General features: G+C 61.5%; 12 protein-coding genes. 7 read left to right on the plus strand and 5 right to left on the minus strand.

Annotation, left to right across the window (positions count from 1 at the left end; translation table 11 throughout):
* Positions 1-106: 106 nt before the first annotated feature.
* From AB4Z25_RS05175 to trmFO, 6 genes are all read left to right on the plus strand, one after another.
* The gene (locus AB4Z25_RS05175; protein WP_112539652.1) at positions 107-2,179 is read left to right on the plus strand and encodes a hypothetical protein; all 2,073 of its coding nucleotides are present in this window, start codon (positions 107-109) and stop codon (positions 2,177-2,179) included.
* Between the two features lie 105 nt (positions 2,180-2,284).
* Entirely contained in the window at positions 2,285-4,627 is a 2,343-nt protein-coding gene (locus AB4Z25_RS05180) for a type I secretion system permease/ATPase (RefSeq protein ID WP_442207904.1), read from the plus strand.
* 6 nt (positions 4,628-4,633) lie between these two features.
* On the plus strand, positions 4,634-5,980 hold the full coding sequence (locus AB4Z25_RS05185) for an HlyD family type I secretion periplasmic adaptor subunit (protein ID WP_112539654.1): 1,347 nt from the start codon (positions 4,634-4,636) through the stop codon (positions 5,978-5,980).
* Positions 5,981-6,062: 82 nt separating this feature from the next.
* Entirely contained in the window at positions 6,063-6,554 is a 492-nt protein-coding gene (locus tag AB4Z25_RS05190; RefSeq protein WP_112539656.1) for a hypothetical protein, read from the plus strand.
* Positions 6,555-6,739: 185 nt separating this feature from the next.
* Positions 6,740-8,398: a GNAT family N-acetyltransferase gene (locus AB4Z25_RS05195; RefSeq protein ID WP_112539658.1), complete on the plus strand. Its 1,659-nt coding sequence runs from the start codon at positions 6,740-6,742 to the stop codon at positions 8,396-8,398.
* Positions 8,399-8,468: 70 nt separating this feature from the next.
* Entirely contained in the window at positions 8,469-9,902 is a 1,434-nt protein-coding gene (gene trmFO, locus AB4Z25_RS05200) for a methylenetetrahydrofolate--tRNA-(uracil(54)-C(5))-methyltransferase (FADH(2)-oxidizing) TrmFO (RefSeq protein WP_112539660.1), read from the plus strand.
* A 4-nt stretch (positions 9,903-9,906) separates the two neighbouring features.
* Here the strand turns inward: trmFO and AB4Z25_RS05205 are convergent, their stop codons facing one another.
* From AB4Z25_RS05205 to yajC, 5 genes are all read right to left on the minus strand, one after another.
* On the minus strand, positions 9,907-10,377 hold the full coding sequence (locus AB4Z25_RS05205; protein WP_112518654.1) for a hypothetical protein: 471 nt from the start codon (positions 10,375-10,377) through the stop codon (positions 9,907-9,909).
* Positions 10,378-10,447: 70 nt separating this feature from the next.
* Positions 10,448-11,299: a phytoene/squalene synthase family protein gene (locus AB4Z25_RS05210; RefSeq protein WP_112539662.1), complete on the minus strand. Its 852-nt coding sequence runs from the start codon at positions 11,297-11,299 to the stop codon at positions 10,448-10,450.
* 2 nt (positions 11,300-11,301) lie between these two features.
* Entirely contained in the window at positions 11,302-11,688 is a 387-nt protein-coding gene (locus tag AB4Z25_RS05215; RefSeq protein WP_112518656.1) for an Mth938-like domain-containing protein, read from the minus strand.
* Positions 11,689-11,691: 3 nt separating this feature from the next.
* A complete protein-coding gene (gene secDF, locus AB4Z25_RS05220; protein WP_112539664.1) occupies positions 11,692-14,235 on the minus strand; it encodes a protein translocase subunit SecDF in 2,544 nt (847 codons plus the stop codon).
* 36 nt (positions 14,236-14,271) lie between these two features.
* Positions 14,272-14,619, minus strand: coding sequence for a preprotein translocase subunit YajC (yajC, locus tag AB4Z25_RS05225; protein ID WP_112387978.1), 348 nt, complete (start codon positions 14,617-14,619; stop codon positions 14,272-14,274).
* Positions 14,620-14,827: 208 nt separating this feature from the next.
* On the opposite strand from yajC, the gene AB4Z25_RS05230 reads away from it, so the two are divergent.
* Complete coding sequence (locus AB4Z25_RS05230; protein ID WP_112387977.1) at positions 14,828-15,700, plus strand: ATP-binding protein; 873 nt, start codon at positions 14,828-14,830, stop codon at positions 15,698-15,700.
* Positions 15,701-15,715: the final 15 nt, after the last annotated feature.

Consider the following 15,715-nt stretch of genomic DNA (forward strand, 5'->3'; position numbering starts at 1 on the left):
TTCGCGCCGGTGCAGTTTGGCGGCTTGAAACGCAGCACACGAGAGTATCCAAGGGCGGATATGCTGCAGATCAGGCCGGACACCGTGTCAAACGGGAGGGGCCATCATGCATAGCGAGAAGATTTCCGAAATCATTGCGCACTTCATCGGTCTATTCGATACGGCGGTCGAAGAGGCGAGAGCACGCAATGTATATGCAGAAGGGGCGCGCCCGAATGAGGACGTCGCCATCCAGCCCGAGGACGAAATCCGGGCGGCGGCGTTTTCATCGGATCTGCAACTCAAGGACTTCGACCCGAGCGCACCGTACCGCTCGTTGGCCTACGACATCAATTTCGCCCATCCGCGCTTTTATGGGCACGCCTTCGAAGAGAGTCTGGCGAAGCTTTCCGATCTCGCGCATCGCGACTTCAGCGGCCTCCATTATATCCCGAGCTTCAGCATGCCGGGTGAAGATCCGGAGCTGCAGGTCTTTCAAGGACCGGGCTCGATGGTCGCGCATGTCGCGCAGGTGAACATCCTCTACGACGACGACTATCTGAACATGACGGACCGCGATGCCGAATTCCGGGATACGAGCTTCGTCACTGCGCAACTGCTCTATCTCCAGGAAAAGGCCGAAGCTGCGTCACCGTTCATCAGTCTCGATCGCACCGACAGCGCCGATGCGCTGAAGACGATTGCCGACAACATTCATACCTATGTCAACTCGGTCCTCGAGTCGGGAACACCCGGCCCTGGCGGCGAGCTGCAGACTTATGGCAGCGACGACACCGATACGAGCGGGCAGACCTATAGCTATGTCGATGCGGGCCACGATATCGGCGGCGCCGAGCTGACGGGTGCAATCTACATCAACGGCAAGCTCGCTGATGCAGCCCCCGTTCTCGACGACTACATGCCGGATAGAGGCATCGCGAAGCCGCCGGAAGATCCCGAGACCGGCAAGACCGACCTGCCGATCGAGCAGCATAGCGGACCGCTCAACAGCCTCGACGTGGCCGCCGGCGCCAATGTGCTCGCCAATATCGTCGCCATCACCGATACCGCCGTCATATCCTCGGTGACCGCAGTGATGGGCAACTACCATCAGATCGACGCGATCTCGCAGAGTTACGTCTACAGCGACCATGACCATATCGACAGCATGTTCGACACCTCTGGAAGCGCTGCGACTGTTGCCAAGAACATCGCGAGCTTCCAGCGCAGCGTCTATGACGACGGCGCCTCTCAACACGCGACTTCAGCCGATACAGGTCACGACCCGATCTTCCCGACCGCCTGGCGCGTCAGCGTCGTCGATGGCGACGTGTCCTTCGTCAACTGGATCGAGCAGTATCACTTCATCAACGACAACGACACGATGACGATTACCGCCACCGGCACGGAAGCAACCGTGCTGACGGGCGGCAATGCATCCGTGAACTTCGCGTCGATGTTCGGCATCGGCATGCAATACGATCTGGTGATCGTCGGCGGCAACGTCCTCGACATGAACGTCATTTCGCAGATCGCCGTCCTCTATGACAACGATTGGGCGCGCGGCGAACCCGGCGCTCCGGGTGCGACCATCCAGTCAGGCAACAACCTGATCTGGAACCTGGCCGAAATCCACAATGTCGGCGCCAACGACCGTTTCCAGGCGATGCCAGACTATATGGTGCAGACGCAGAAAGCGATCGAGGAGCGTGACGCATCGATGCCATCGGGGCTGGCGCATGACGCCAATTTCGCAGGCCACGCCGGGCTCAACGTCCTCTACATCACCGGCAATCTCTATGACGTCAACGTCATCAAGCAGGTCAGCCTGCTCGGCGATTCAGACGACGTGACCCACGCGATCTCGGCGATCGCCCAGAACAACCAGAATGCCACGATCCATGTCGATACTGGCAGCAACGCTGTCGTCAATATCGCGCAGATCCTGGATTACGACACGTTCGGCCATACGACCTATCTCGGCGGACAGCTCTATTCGGATGCCATCCTGATCCAGAGCGGCCTCGTCGAACACGACACCTCCCAGCCGCAATCCGCGCCACTTGCAAATGAGGTCATCGCATTTCTCGGCGATGACGCAACGCATCACGCAGGCTCCGAGGACGCCACAATCAACGGCGGCCACGATCTTTCATGGACGCTGACCCACCCGGACGTGATGCAAGGCGTCACTGCATAGTTTTGAGTAGAGGGAAACGCTCCCATGAATCACATTCCAAAGAACACCTTCACCGGAAGCCGGACTTTGGGACTTGGCCGCCGCGGCAGTGCCTTCGACGAGGACATGACCGACGAGTGCATGTCGGCGATCGACGATGCGGTGGCGAACCTTCGCCAGCTGACGGCAAAGCGTGCTGCCGCAAGGGCTGCGGCACAGGCAGAATCCGCCGCGCGCGCCGATGCGGCGTTCCGTGCCGCTGCGTCCGAAGATATTGCCGAGGTTCCGGCAGCAGCCGCTGAGGCCGAACCCTCCGTGGTCATCGATGCAGAAGCGGACACCGTCGTCGAGGCAACGTCTGAGGTTGAGGTTGAGGCCGCAGAGCCCGTGATCGAGCTTGTCGCCGAAGCGCCCGCTCCGGAGTCTGAAATCATCGCGACCGCAGAACCAATCGCCGTTGTTGCAGAACCTGTTACTCCCGTCATGGAGAAGGCGGCACCGGTTCAGGAAGAGACTGTCGCGCGCCGGACGCCTGAGAGCCCGGAAATTCCCATTGCCATACCCGAGGCCGCGCCTGAACTGAAACAGAGCCCTGCCGCCATTCCCTTCGGCAAGACCATCGAAGGCAATACCGGTCCGCTGCAGGACAACGAACGCCGGCTGAAGACTGGCGGCGGCGGCAATGGCAAGGACACCGATTCAGGTGGTGGCGGTGGCGGTGGCGGCGGAAACGGCGCCAACTTCCACAAACGCAGCGAGCCTGTGAATTTTGCAGCCAGCCTAGCCAAGGGCATCGCCGCGATCCGGCGCAACATGGTGATCGTCATGGCCTTCACCATTGCGATCAACGTGCTGCTTCTGGCAATCCCGCTCTACCTCTTCCAGATTTCCGACCGCGTCCTGACCAGCCGGTCGATCGACACGCTCGTCATGCTGACCATCGCCGTGCTCGGCGCCGTGCTGATCCAGGCATTTCTCGATTCCATCCGCCGCTTCATCCTGATGCGCACGGCCGTCGAACTCGAAGTGCAGCTCGGCGCGCCGATCCTCAGCGCCGCGGCCCGCGCCTCGCTGCACGGAACCGGCAAGGACTATCAGATCCTGCAGGATCTGCAGCAGCTGCGCGGCTTCATCACATCGGGCACGCTGATCGCCTTCCTCGATGCACCGCTGATGCCGCTGTTCATCGTCGTGGTCTATCTCGTCCACCCGCATCTCGGCATCATCATCATGGTCTGCTGCGCGGTGCTGTTCTTCATCGCCTATCTGAACCAGCGCTTCACGGCGCGCCCGTTCGCCGAAGCTAACGGTTATCTCAGCCGGGCGAATTTCCATCTCGATTCGATGGCCCGCAATTCGCAGATCATCAACGCACTGGCGATGATCCCGGAAGCCGTGAAGATGTGGGGCCGGGAAACGGCGGGATCGCTGAAAAGCCATGTCGCCGCCCAGGACCGAAACATCATCTTCTCGGGCATCTCCAAGGCTTGCCGGATGATCACGCAGGTAGCGCTGCTTGGCTGGGGCGCACATCTGTCGCTGTCGGGCGAGCTGACGGGCGGCATGGTGATCGCCGCTTCGATCGTCTCCGGACGCGCGCTGGCACCGATCGAAGGCGCGATCGAGGGCTGGCATCAGTTTAACCGCTCTGCCGCCGCCTATGGCCGCATCAAGCAGCTGCTGATCAATTCGCCGCTGAACTTCCCGCGCCTGCGCCTGCCCAATCCGGAAGGACGCCTCGACGTCGAGCGTATCCTCTTCGTTCCGCCGCCGCAGAAGAAGGTCATCCTCAACGGCATCTCCTTCTCGCTGAAGAAGGGCGAATCCCTTGCGGTGATCGGCAATTCGGGCTCCGGGAAGACGACGCTCGGCAAGATGCTGGTTGGTTCGATCCTGCCGACCTCCGGCAACGTACGCCTCGACCTCATGGACCTGCGCAATTGGGATCAGCGGCAGTTCGGCGAAAGCATCGGCTATCTGCCGCAGGACGTGCAGCTGTTTCCGGGAACGATCAAGGCCAACATCTGCCGCATGCGCGATGACGTCGAGGATCATCAGATCTACGAAGCAGCCGTGCTTGCCGACGTTCACGAGCTAATCGCCAGCTTCCCGCAGGGCTACGAGACGGTCGTTGCAGCCGACGGTGCGCCGCTCTCCGGCGGCCAGAAGCAGCGTATCGCGCTAGCCCGCGCCTTCTTCGGCAGCCCGAAATTCGTGGTACTCGACGAGCCGAACTCGAACCTCGACACGCAGGGTGAGGCAGCTCTTGCCCGCGCGCTGATCCATGCCAAGAAGCAGGGCATTACCACCGTCACCATCACGCAACGCCCTGCCCTGCTGCAGTGCGTAGACAAGATCCTTCTACTCAAGGATGGCTCGGTCGGGATGTTCGGCGAGCGTATGGAAGTGCTGCAAGCCATCCAGGGCAACAACAATAACAATCGTCCCCAGCCGCGTATCGAAGGTTAAATCGAAATGGCGAGTACCACTCTGCAGACGAGCAACAATCCCGTCGAATGGTATAGCGAGGTTCCGCGCTCGATCCGCTATCACAGCATCATCGGCCTCAGCGTCCTTGCTGCTTCCTTCGGCAGTTTCGGCATCTGGGCCGGCACGGCGCCGCTGGCCTCGGCGATCATCGCGCAGGGCAGCTTCGTTGCCACGGGCAATAACAAGGTCGTCCAGCATCTCGAGGGCGGCATCATCAAGGACATGCGGGTGAGTGAAGGCGACGTCGTCAAGGAAGGTGACGTCCTCCTGACCCTCGACCCGACAGCGGCGCTCTCGAATGACCGCATGCTCAAGCTCCGGCGGCTGCGCCTGGAGGCGGTAGTCGCCCGGTTGCGGGCCGAAGCTGCCGGCGACAAGGATCTGAAGATCCCCGCGGTCGTCATGGCCGAGGCAAGCGATCCGGATGTCGGTTCGATTATCCAGAGCCAGAATATCGTGTTCCGCAGCAAGCAGGTCAAACTTGAAGAACAGCTGAACCTGATCGACAAAAACATCGCCTCGCTCGACTACCGGTTCAAGGGCTATAGCGGGCAGAAGGATTCTTTCGAACGGCAGCTTTCACTGCTAACCGAAGAGCGCGATTCCAAGGCCCGCCTCGTCAAGGTCGGCTACATGCGCAAGACGGACCTTCTGGCGATCGAGCGCGCCATGGCCGATGCCATGGGCGATATCTCGCGCCTGCAAGGCGAGCTAAACGAGAGCGAAGCCGAAATCGCCAAGTTTCGCCAGGAAGCCGTTATCGCCGTCAACTCCAACAAGCAGGCCGCGCTCGATGCGCTTGAAAGCGCTGATTCCGATCTCGACAGCGTGCGCGAACAGGCCCGCGAGGCGCAGGGCGTGCTCGAGCGGACAGTGATCCGTTCGCCCGTCAACGGCACCGTGATCCGCGCCTATTACCATACGGCAGGCGGTGTCATCACCACGGGCAAGCCGATCATGGAAATCCTGCCGGCGCATGTGCCGCTGATCATCGAGGCGCAGGTTCTGCGCACGTCGATCGACCAGCTGCATGAAGGTCAGACGGCCGCCATCCGCCTCTCGGCGTTAAACCGGCGCACGACGCCTGTTCTGAACGGCAAGGTGTTCTATGTTTCGGCGGACTCTATCGAGGAGAATGCCGGTCTGCAGACCAAGGATGTCTATATCGTCCGCGTCGAAATACCGGATTCGGAGATTGCCAAGGTGCATGGGTTCCATCCGGTACCCGGGATGCCGGCCGATGTACTGATCCAGACATCGGAGCGGACATTCTTCGAATACATCACAAAGCCGATCACCGACAGTATGTCGCGAGCCTTCAAGGAGCGCTGACCGCCCTAATACGAAGAGATTAGAAGCCTCCCGTTCCGATCTGCAGTATTGTCCTTCACAGGATCGGTTGTTGGAGGCTTCTATGGCGGCCATGTCTGACGTGCTTTTGCGGGTTGGGCGCCTGAACTATGTCTGGACCAATACCGAAAGCCTGCTGATCTATGTCATTGCCCACCTTCTGAAAGTGGAGAAGGATGCGGCGATCGTCGTCTTCCTGACGCTGAATACCACCCGCGCCCGGATCGACCTTGTCGAGCGCCTCGCCAAACTTCCCTCAACGCCTGTGGCGGACCGCAAGGCGGTGCTTCAGACGATGGGCCGGCTGAAGCGGGAATCGCGGATGCGCAACAAATACAATCACTGCATCTATTCCTTCGACGACAACGGCCAGATCTCGTCCACGCAGCTGATGCGCCTCGTCGAGGACGACAAGGAAATCCGCTACGGCAAGGTCGAGCAGCTCGATGAGAAAGAAATCCAGGCGCTGGAACACTCGATCGCCGAGATCGTCGCCATCAGCAAATCGCTCTGGGAATTCATCCACGCCAGCGAGCATGCGTCGGCCAACATCTGATCCTATAAACAGCAGGCTTGCCCAGCACGTCGGCAAGCGCCGGGATTACCCGCTCGGGTCCCCATAACCCGCAAATGCTAGCCCGATTTGATGCCGGTGTTTTATCCGAACGGCATATTTGATGGCCGCCGGTTCCCCATAGAATGCAAGCTCCCGAACTGTGTAAGGGGTGTTGGGAGGGGGCAATGCGCATTGATGTGATCGACACGGACGCTGGGTTCGACCAGCTCCGCGAGCAGTGGGACCGGGTTTATCTGCAGGACCCCCACGCACAGCATTTTCTCTCCTGGATCTGGCTCAGATCCTATCTTGCACGGCGGAACCGCTGGTTTGTTCTGGCCTTGCGGGAAAAGCCGGAAGGTTCACCGTACGTCGCCTTCTTTCCGTTACGGGTTCTTACCCAGCATGACGAAAAGACCGGCCTGTTCTTCGACGAGATCGTCATGGCCGGCAATTATTCGGCTGATTATGCCGGGTTTCTCGCTGATCCCGCCTATGAGCGTTTCGCCATCGAAGGCTTCGCGCGCTATCTCAGGCAGCAGAACTGGACGCATCTGAAGGTCGAGTATTTCTATGGCTCGCCGGAGCGGCGCAAAGCCTTCCTGCGCGAGCTCGAAGGTCCCGACGTAATGTTTCGCGACAGCGCGATCCGCAACGCCGACAATATCGACAACTGCGTCTGTCCCGTCGTCCGGTTGCCCGACAGCTTCGATGGTTATCTCGATAGCAGCATGAGCAGCCAGTCGCGGCAGAAGCTGCGGCGCTTTCTGCGCAAACTGGATGGCGGCGAAGAGTTCCGCATCACCATGGCGACCCCGGAGACGATCGATCGCGATCTCGACATCCTCTTCCGGTTCTGGCGGACAAAATGGCTGGCGAAGAAGGGAGTGGAACGGATCGACAAGCTGATCAACGCGACACGCACGCTGCTGATGGACAGCTTTGCGACGGGCAATCTTGACGTGCCCGTGCTCTGGCATGGCGACCGGCCACTCGGCGTGCTTGCCAACATCGTCGACCGGCAGAAAAAAGCCATCCTGTTCTACATCACCGGCCGCGACGAAGAATGGAAGACGCCCTCGCCCGGTCTTATCCTTCATGGCTACTGCATTCGCCGCGCCATCGCCGACGGTTTTGCGAGCTACGATTTCCTGCGCGGCACCGAGCCCTATAAATACATGTTCGGCCCAGAGGAGCGGCAGCTTTCCTGCACCGTCTTCCGCACGCGAACCGGCCAGAATCTCGGTGGTATCATCAACCGGCGGAGCATCGATTTCGTCTATGAGCGGGCGCTGGAAATGTACCGGCGCGGCGAGAAGGCCTATGCCGAGATGGCATTCAAGCAGCTCGCGGTTACCGTTCCCGGTCATATCGGCGCAGAATTCGGTCTCGCCAGCCTGGCGTTCGACAAGGGTGAGCTGCACGAGGCCGAGGCAGGTTTCACGGCGCTTATCGGACGCGTCAAGGACGTCGCACCCGTCTATCTGAAGCTCGGAGAAACGCAGCTGGCACTCGGCAGCTATGATGAGGCGGCGCTCACCTTCGGCAAGATCATCCAGAACGCACCCTTCGACGCGCAGGCGCATTACAAGCAGGGTGTGGCGCTCGCCGGCGCCGGACGCAAGGAGGAGGCGGCGCGCGTTTTCTCGATGATCGAGCGTTACGACTTCGACGACGCGATGCAACAGACCTATGTCGAAAAGTCACGCGATGCCCTTCGGCGCATTGTCAGCGAACAGAGGCCCACTCAGAAGGTCAGGGCAGCCAAGCCGAAGAAAGTCGCGAAGCGGCCGATGCAGCGTCCCGTCCATCTCCAGCTGGAGTGGGAACCGGCGTTCAGCTGACTTCCCGCAAGCGGTCGCTTTTTGAACGCGGGAGTTTCCTGCGTCGGCAAGCCGTGATAATCAGCCGCGCATGAACAAGACCTCTTCCCATTCACCCATCCACGTCGTCGGCGGCGGCCTTGCAGGCTCCGAAGCAGCCTGGCAGATCGCCCAGGCCGGCGTACCCGTCATCCTCCACGAGATGCGTGGCGTCCGCGGCACCGACGCCCACAAGACGGACGGCCTTGCCGAGCTCGTCTGTTCCAATTCCTTCCGCTCCGACGACGCCACCAGCAATGCCGTCGGCGTTATCCATGCGGAAATGCGCCTGGCCGGTTCGCTGATCATGGCCTGCGCCGACAAGCATCAGGTACCGGCAGGCGGCGCGCTCGCCGTCGACCGCGACGGCTTTTCTGATGCAGTAACCAAGGCGATCCACGAGCATCCGCTCGTCACCGTGGTGCGCGAGGAAGTCACCGGCCTGCCGCCGAAGGAATGGGATCTGGCGATCGTCGCCACAGGACCGCTGACGGCGCCGTCGCTCGCGGAGGCCATCCAGGCTGAAACCGGCGCCGACGCGCTGGCCTTCTTCGATGCCATCGCGCCGATCGTCTACCGCGAAAGCATCGACATGGATATCTGCTGGTATCAGTCGCGCTACGACAAGGTCGGCCCCGGCGGCACCGGCAAGGACTATATCAACTGCCCGATGGACGAGGCGCAGTACAACGCCTTCATCGACGCGCTGATCGCTGGCGACACCGTCGGCTTCAAGGAATGGGAAGGCACGCCCTATTTCGATGGCTGCCTGCCGATCGAGGTGATGGCCGAGCGTGGCCGCGAAACGCTGCGCCACGGGCCGATGAAGCCGATGGGGCTCACCAACGCCCACAATCCGACGGTCAAGGCCTATGCCGTGGTTCAGCTGCGCCAGGACAATGCGCTCGGCACGCTCTACAATATGGTCGGTTTCCAGACGAAGCTGAAATACGGCGCCCAGGCGGATATCTTCCGGATGATCCCCGGCCTGGAAAATGCCGAATTTGCCCGCCTCGGCGGCTTGCACCGCAACACCTATATCAATTCGCCGACGCTGCTGGACGGCTCTCTGACGCTGAAGTCGCGGCCGGGTCTACGCTTCGCCGGGCAGATCACCGGCTGCGAAGGCTATGTCGAAAGTGCCAGCGTCGGCCTTCTGGCCGGACGTTTCGCCGCCGCCGAGCGGAAGGGCGAAGAAGTCTCGCTGCCGCCGTCCACGACGGCCCTTGGCTCGCTACTCGGCCACATCACCGGCGGTCATCTCGTCACCGACGAAGAGCCCGGTAAGCGGTCATTCCAGCCGATGAACATCAATTTCGGGCTGTTTCCGGAATTGCAGCCGGGCTCGATCGTCAAGCCTGAGGGCGTCAAGCGCTTCCGCGGCAAGGACAAGACGATCATGAAACGGCAGCTGATCGCCAAGCGGGCGCTTGCCGATTGCGCAGAATGGCTCGGCCAGAGCGTGCTGCTGGCCGAAAGCGCCTGACGGCTTACTGGTTGCTGGCTGCCGGCGCATCTGCCGGCGGCAGCACCAGATCGGCATCGGCGACATAATTGCCGAGCAGCCACAGCGAGACTTCGGACGCTTCCTTGGCGGAAACGAATTCGAAAGTGCTGTTCTGATGCGGGTGGTCGAGGAACTCGATCACCAGTCCCTTGCCTGTCTCCGAGCTTGCAACCCGCACCCTACCCGGCTGCAGCACGTGGCAGGAGAAGTGCCGGTGCATGCTGCGCATGAAGCCGGCCTTGTTGTCGTGCAATCTGACGAACACCACCTGGCCATCGGCCGTCGCCTGAAGCTGGCGGATCGCCTCGTGCGGGAAGGCGCGGTTGAACTCGAGGATCGCGAGACCCATGTCGCGCAGCCCCTCTTCTTCCTTGTTCTGCGACGCCATGCGTGTCGCGACGAAAGCCAGGAGAAACAGGCCAGCGAAAATGATCGACCAGATGATAATGCTCAACGCGGTCTCCAATCCGGAATTGCGGTTGCCGCCTTATAATGCCTGAGGCTTGCGCGAGTTTGAACTGGCCTCAGATTTTCTTGCGCATCAGGGCAAAGGTCATTCCCAGCTGACGGCGCCATTGCGGCTGCTGCAACGGTCTGTCGAACAACCCTGCCCCTGCCCGTTGCGCCCTTGCCAGCACCGGCCCGGCAAGCGTTGCCGGCAGGAAAGCCGGAAAGACGGAGGGCGGGATTGCCGCCTTTTGCGCCTTGGCGAGATGATCGCGGCCGAGCCCGGCAAAGGCTTCGATCGCTGCGGAAATCCGGGTCTTATCGGCGCCTGCGATGAAACTGTCGCGGTCGAGCCCGGTCGAGCTCAGGATCTCCAGCGGAATATAGACTTGGCCGCGGTGGCGGTGCAGCGGCATCAACAGCAGCAAGCCTGAAATCGCCTGCGCGACACCCGCATGTCCGGCAGCATCGGCGGATTTCGCCGCGTCCTCCGGCGACAATACCAGGCTCGCGAGCTGGATCAGCGCCGAGGCGGTTTCGCCCGCATAGCCTTCCAGCGAAGAGCGGCTCTCCATCGGATCGTCATAGAGATCGAAAATGCGGGCTTCGATCATGTCGACCAGCGTCTGCCGCGGTAGGCGGTGGGTTTCGATCGCGCTCAGAAGCTCGGCGGCGGCGGGATTTGCTTCCGTCGAGCCATGGGCGCTGCCCTCAAGCAGATCGCGCCAATATTGCATACGCACTTCCCCCGGCAGGGGTTCATGCACGAGATCGCGGATCTTGGCGAGCTCGGCATTGAAGGCATAGAGAGCGACAAGTGCGGCACGCTTCTCCGGCGGCGACAGCAGGCTTGCGAGATAACGGTCCCGGTCGCTGTCGCGCAGCATCGCCAGGCAGATCTCCTGGTTGGTCATCGTCTGCTCGGCCATGGTCAGACCGCGATCAACGCTGCGGCGACGGCCCGCGATTCGGCCAGCATGATATTGTAGGTGCGCACGGCTGCGCCGGTGCTCATCGGATCGGACGAGATGCCGCGGGCCTTCAGCGCCTGCTTCAGCTCGGGCGGCAGGCGTTTCAGTTCCGGGCCGGTGCCGACCAGCAGCACTTCGATATCGCCGGCCTCTTCGAGCACGCGGATGAAATTTTCGGGCGAGAGCGGCTTCGTCACGTCCATCTCCCAGCCATAGATACCCGACGGCAGGCAGAGGATAGAGCCGCGATGCGACATGTCGGCGAAGCGGAAGCCGCCGTTTCCATAGCTGTCGATGGGCGCCCGGCCGGGAAAATGTGCCGCGCGGATTTCGATGCCTCTTGCCATGACTTAGACTGTAGCCTTTCCGGGTGCGCCGCCCGCGGTCTCGTTTTCGTCCTCGTCGTCATAGGATTTCGGGCGAAGCCTGAAAAGGATCAGGACCGGCGCAGCAATATAGATGGAGGAAAACGTGCCAACGGCAACACCGAACAGCATGATGAGCGCGAAGGGACGGATCACTTCGCCGCCGAACAATGTCAGCGCCAGAAGCGCGAGCAGCGTCGTGGCGGCCGTCAGGATGGTCCGCGACAGCGTCTGGTTGATCGATGCATCGATGAGAATCGGCAGCGGCATACGCGTGTAGCGCTTCAGGTTCTCGCGCATGCGGTCGTAGACCACCACTGTATCGTTCAGCGAGTAACCGACGATGACAAGCAGCGCGGCGATGCTCGTCAGATTGAACTCGATGCCTGTGACGACGAAGAAGCCGAGCGTCAGGATGACGTCGTGCAGCGTGGCGATGATGGCGCCGATCGCGAACTGCCATTCGAAGCGGATCCAGATATAGATCAGGATCGCAGCCAGCGATGCCAGAACACCGAGCGTCGCTGTGCGCGCCAATTCACCGGAAACGGCCGGGCCGACGACATCGACGCGGCGAAAATCATATTCGTCCTGCAATTCACTACGGACCAGCGAGATCGCCGATTGTTCGGCGTTGTCACCGCCGCCCTGCGACTGGAGGCGGATCGCGGCGCTGTTCGGATCACGCAGGCGCTTGACCTCGACGTCGCCGAGATTGAGCTCACTGAGCCGCGAGCGGATATCTTCGAGATCAGCAGGTCCCTGTTTCGAGCGTGCCTCGATCAGCGAGCCACCGGTGAAATCGACGCCAAGATGCAGGCCGGATGCGGCAACGCCCAGCATGCAGACCAGCGACAGCGCGGCAAGCGCCGTGAAGCTGTAGCGACGGATGCCCATGAAGCGGATAGAGGTGCCGTCGAACACGTCGGTGTGCACGCTCTTCGGCAGATGCTTCAAGCGGCGGCGGCGCACCCAGGCCTCGACCAGCGGGCGCGTGAACAGGAATGCGGTGAATGCCGTCGTGACGATGCCGGTCGCCAGCGTTACGGCAAAGCCGCGGATCGCATCGCTGCCGAGATAGAAGAGGATCGCCGACGCGATCAGCGTCGTTATATTGGCATCGACGACGGTCATGAAGGCGCGCGAATATCCGGCCGAGATCGCCTGATCGAGATGCAGTCCGGCTTTCAACTCTTCGCGGATGCGCTCGTAGATCAGCACGCTGGCATCGACGGCAATGCCGATCATCAGCACGATGCCTGCAACGCCCGGCAGCGTCAGCGGCGCGCCGACTACGCTGAGAACGGCGATGATCATCAGGACGTTGACGAGCAGCGCGAGGCTGGCGATGACACCGAGCATGCCGTAGAGGCCGATCATCAGCCCGGCAACGAGGACGGCGCCGATAATGCCCGCCAGCAGACCGGCGCGGATCGCGCCGCCGCTGAGCCCCGGATCGATCGTGCGTTCCTCGACGATGGTCAGGCCGGCCGGGAGAGGACCGGAGCGGAGCATTGCTGCCAGATCCTCGGTCTCATCGGGTGCGTAAGCCAGCGGAATGCGGCTGCTGTCGCCCACCTGCAGTTTGCTGATTTCGGGCGCGGCGAGCACCTGATCGTCGAGGAGGACCGCAAGTGTGCGTCCGGCATTCTTCTGGACGAGATCGGCAAAGCGTCTGGACCCGTCGAGATTGAAGTTGAAACTCAGGAACGAGTCGTCGGGCGAATTGCCCGGCTCGACGGCAAAGTCGCCGAGATCCGACTGGTGCATGACCTCGGCGCGTTCGACGAGATAGGCGATCGGCGGATCGTCCTGCGAGTAGACGATCTCTGAACCGGCGGGAACAGTGCCCGCCATGGCATCCTGCGGCGTCACGCTCGCATCGACCAGACGGAAGGTTATCTTGCCCGGCTGACTAAGCAGATCCTTGAAACGCTGCGGATCGCCGAGACCGGGGATCTGCACCGTCAGCCGGTCGCGGCCCTCGGTGGTGATCACAGGATCGGCTCCACCGGCTTCGACGGCGCGGTGCGCGACGATGGCGATCGAGCGTTGCAGGGCCGATGCCAGGTCGCGATCGATCGACTTGCCCGAGATTGCAAGGTTCAGCTGCCCGTCGGCGCTCTTCGTGATCGTGAAATCGGGATCTGCCGATCCGCCCGAGGCGACTGCCAGCGGCGAAAGCAATGATGCGGCCTGGTCGGTCTGCGCGGGATCGGTAATGCGGACCTGGATGGTCTGATCGTTGCCTGCCAGACCGGTATAGCGGATATTCGCGTCGCGGAGCCGCGAACGAACACTGGCGACCGTGTTTTCGAGCCGGTTCTTGACGATATCGGCCCGCTCGATCTTCACCACCAGATGCGCGCCGCCCTCGATATCGAGGCCCGGCGTCAGCGCCTTATGCGGCAGCCATTGCGGCAGTGAAGAAAGCGTGTTGGCGGAGAAGAGATTTGGCGCGGCGGCCAATGCCGCCGCGGCGACGACAAGCCAGATCAGAAATGTTTTCCAACGGGAAAAGTGGTGCATGCTGCCTTTCCGATCCGGCTCGTCTGAAGCCGGTCTTTATGCGGCGTCTGCCTTGACGGGCTCGCCCTTGACGCGGACGTCTGCAATGCCGCTGCGGACGACGCGAACGCGAACGCCATCAGCAATTTCCACTTCCACTTCCTTGTCGTCAACGACCTTCGTGACCTTGCCGACGAGACCGCCGGCAGTAACGACCTGGTCGCCGCGGCGAATGGCGGAAAGCGTCTCAGCGCGCTTCTTGGCCTGGGCGCGCTGCGGACGGATCAGCAGGAAATACCAGACGACCATCAGCGGCACGAACAGGATGATCATTTCGAAGCCGGAGCCGAATGGCGACGCGGCAGTATCCGTTGCGGCCTGGGCAAATGCCGGGGTGATGAACATTGATAAACTCCTCAGCTGCGGGCGGCGAAATTCCGCCCCTCTTTTCAGTGGCCGGACTATAGTTGCGGTAAGAACGAATGCAACAAAAACAGCCGTGAGGCGTACCGAATCCGCCGCCTGATAACCTTTCGGCTGTGGAAAGGCCATGTTACGCCGCCATGAAAGACAAGAGGCGGTTCGCCGCAGTCTATTTTCAGGAGGACATAGCATGGCTGAAGAGATCAACAGCGTCATCCTGCAGGAACTGAAGCGGCTGACGGCAGCCGTCGAGCGGCTTGCCGGGCCCGCCCCTGCCGTGAACGACTGGAATGCCGCGGACTGTTTCGTCTGGTCGCCCGCACGGCAGCATCTGCAACCCGTCGCGCGGCCGAACCGCGTGGCGCTGACGCTCATCCGCGGCGTCGATCACGTGCGCGATATCCTGCATGAAAACACCGTGCGTTTCGCCGACGGCTTTCCGGCCAACAACGTGCTCCTCTGGGGCGCACGCGGCATGGGCAAGTCGTCGCTGGTCAAAGCGGTGCATGAGGATGTCAGGCGCGAAAGCGGCGTTTCGCTGAAGCTGGTCGAGGTTCATCGCGAAGACATCGCCAGCCTGCCTGCCCTTCTCGACCTGATGAAGGATGTGCCGCACCGGATCATCGTTTTCTGCGACGACCTCTCCTTCGATCATGACGACACGGCCTACAAGTCGCTGAAGGCGGCATTGGATGGCGGCGTCGAAGGGCGGCCTGACAATGTGCTGTTCTATGCCACGTCCAACCGCCGCCACCTGCTGCCGCGCCACATGATGGAAAACGAGCAGTCGACGGCGATCAATCCGTCGGAAGCGGTGGAAGAGAAGGTATCGCTGTCGGATCGCTTCGGCTTGTGGCTCGGCTTCCACAAGTGCAGCCAAGAAGACTATCTGACGATGATCGACGGCTATGCCGATCATTTCAAGCTGACGCTCGATCGCGACAAGATGCGCGCCGAGGCCCTGGAATGGGCAACGACGCGCGGCGCGCGCTCCGGCCGTGTCGCCTGGCAGTATATCCAGGATCTTGCCGGCCGCATGCGCATCAATCTTTCCCGCGACTGATTCCGCTGGCCCTCG

The organism is Rhizobium sp. RAF36, from assembly GCF_052114105.1.
In the GTDB taxonomy this organism is placed as follows: domain Bacteria; phylum Pseudomonadota; class Alphaproteobacteria; order Rhizobiales; family Rhizobiaceae; genus Rhizobium.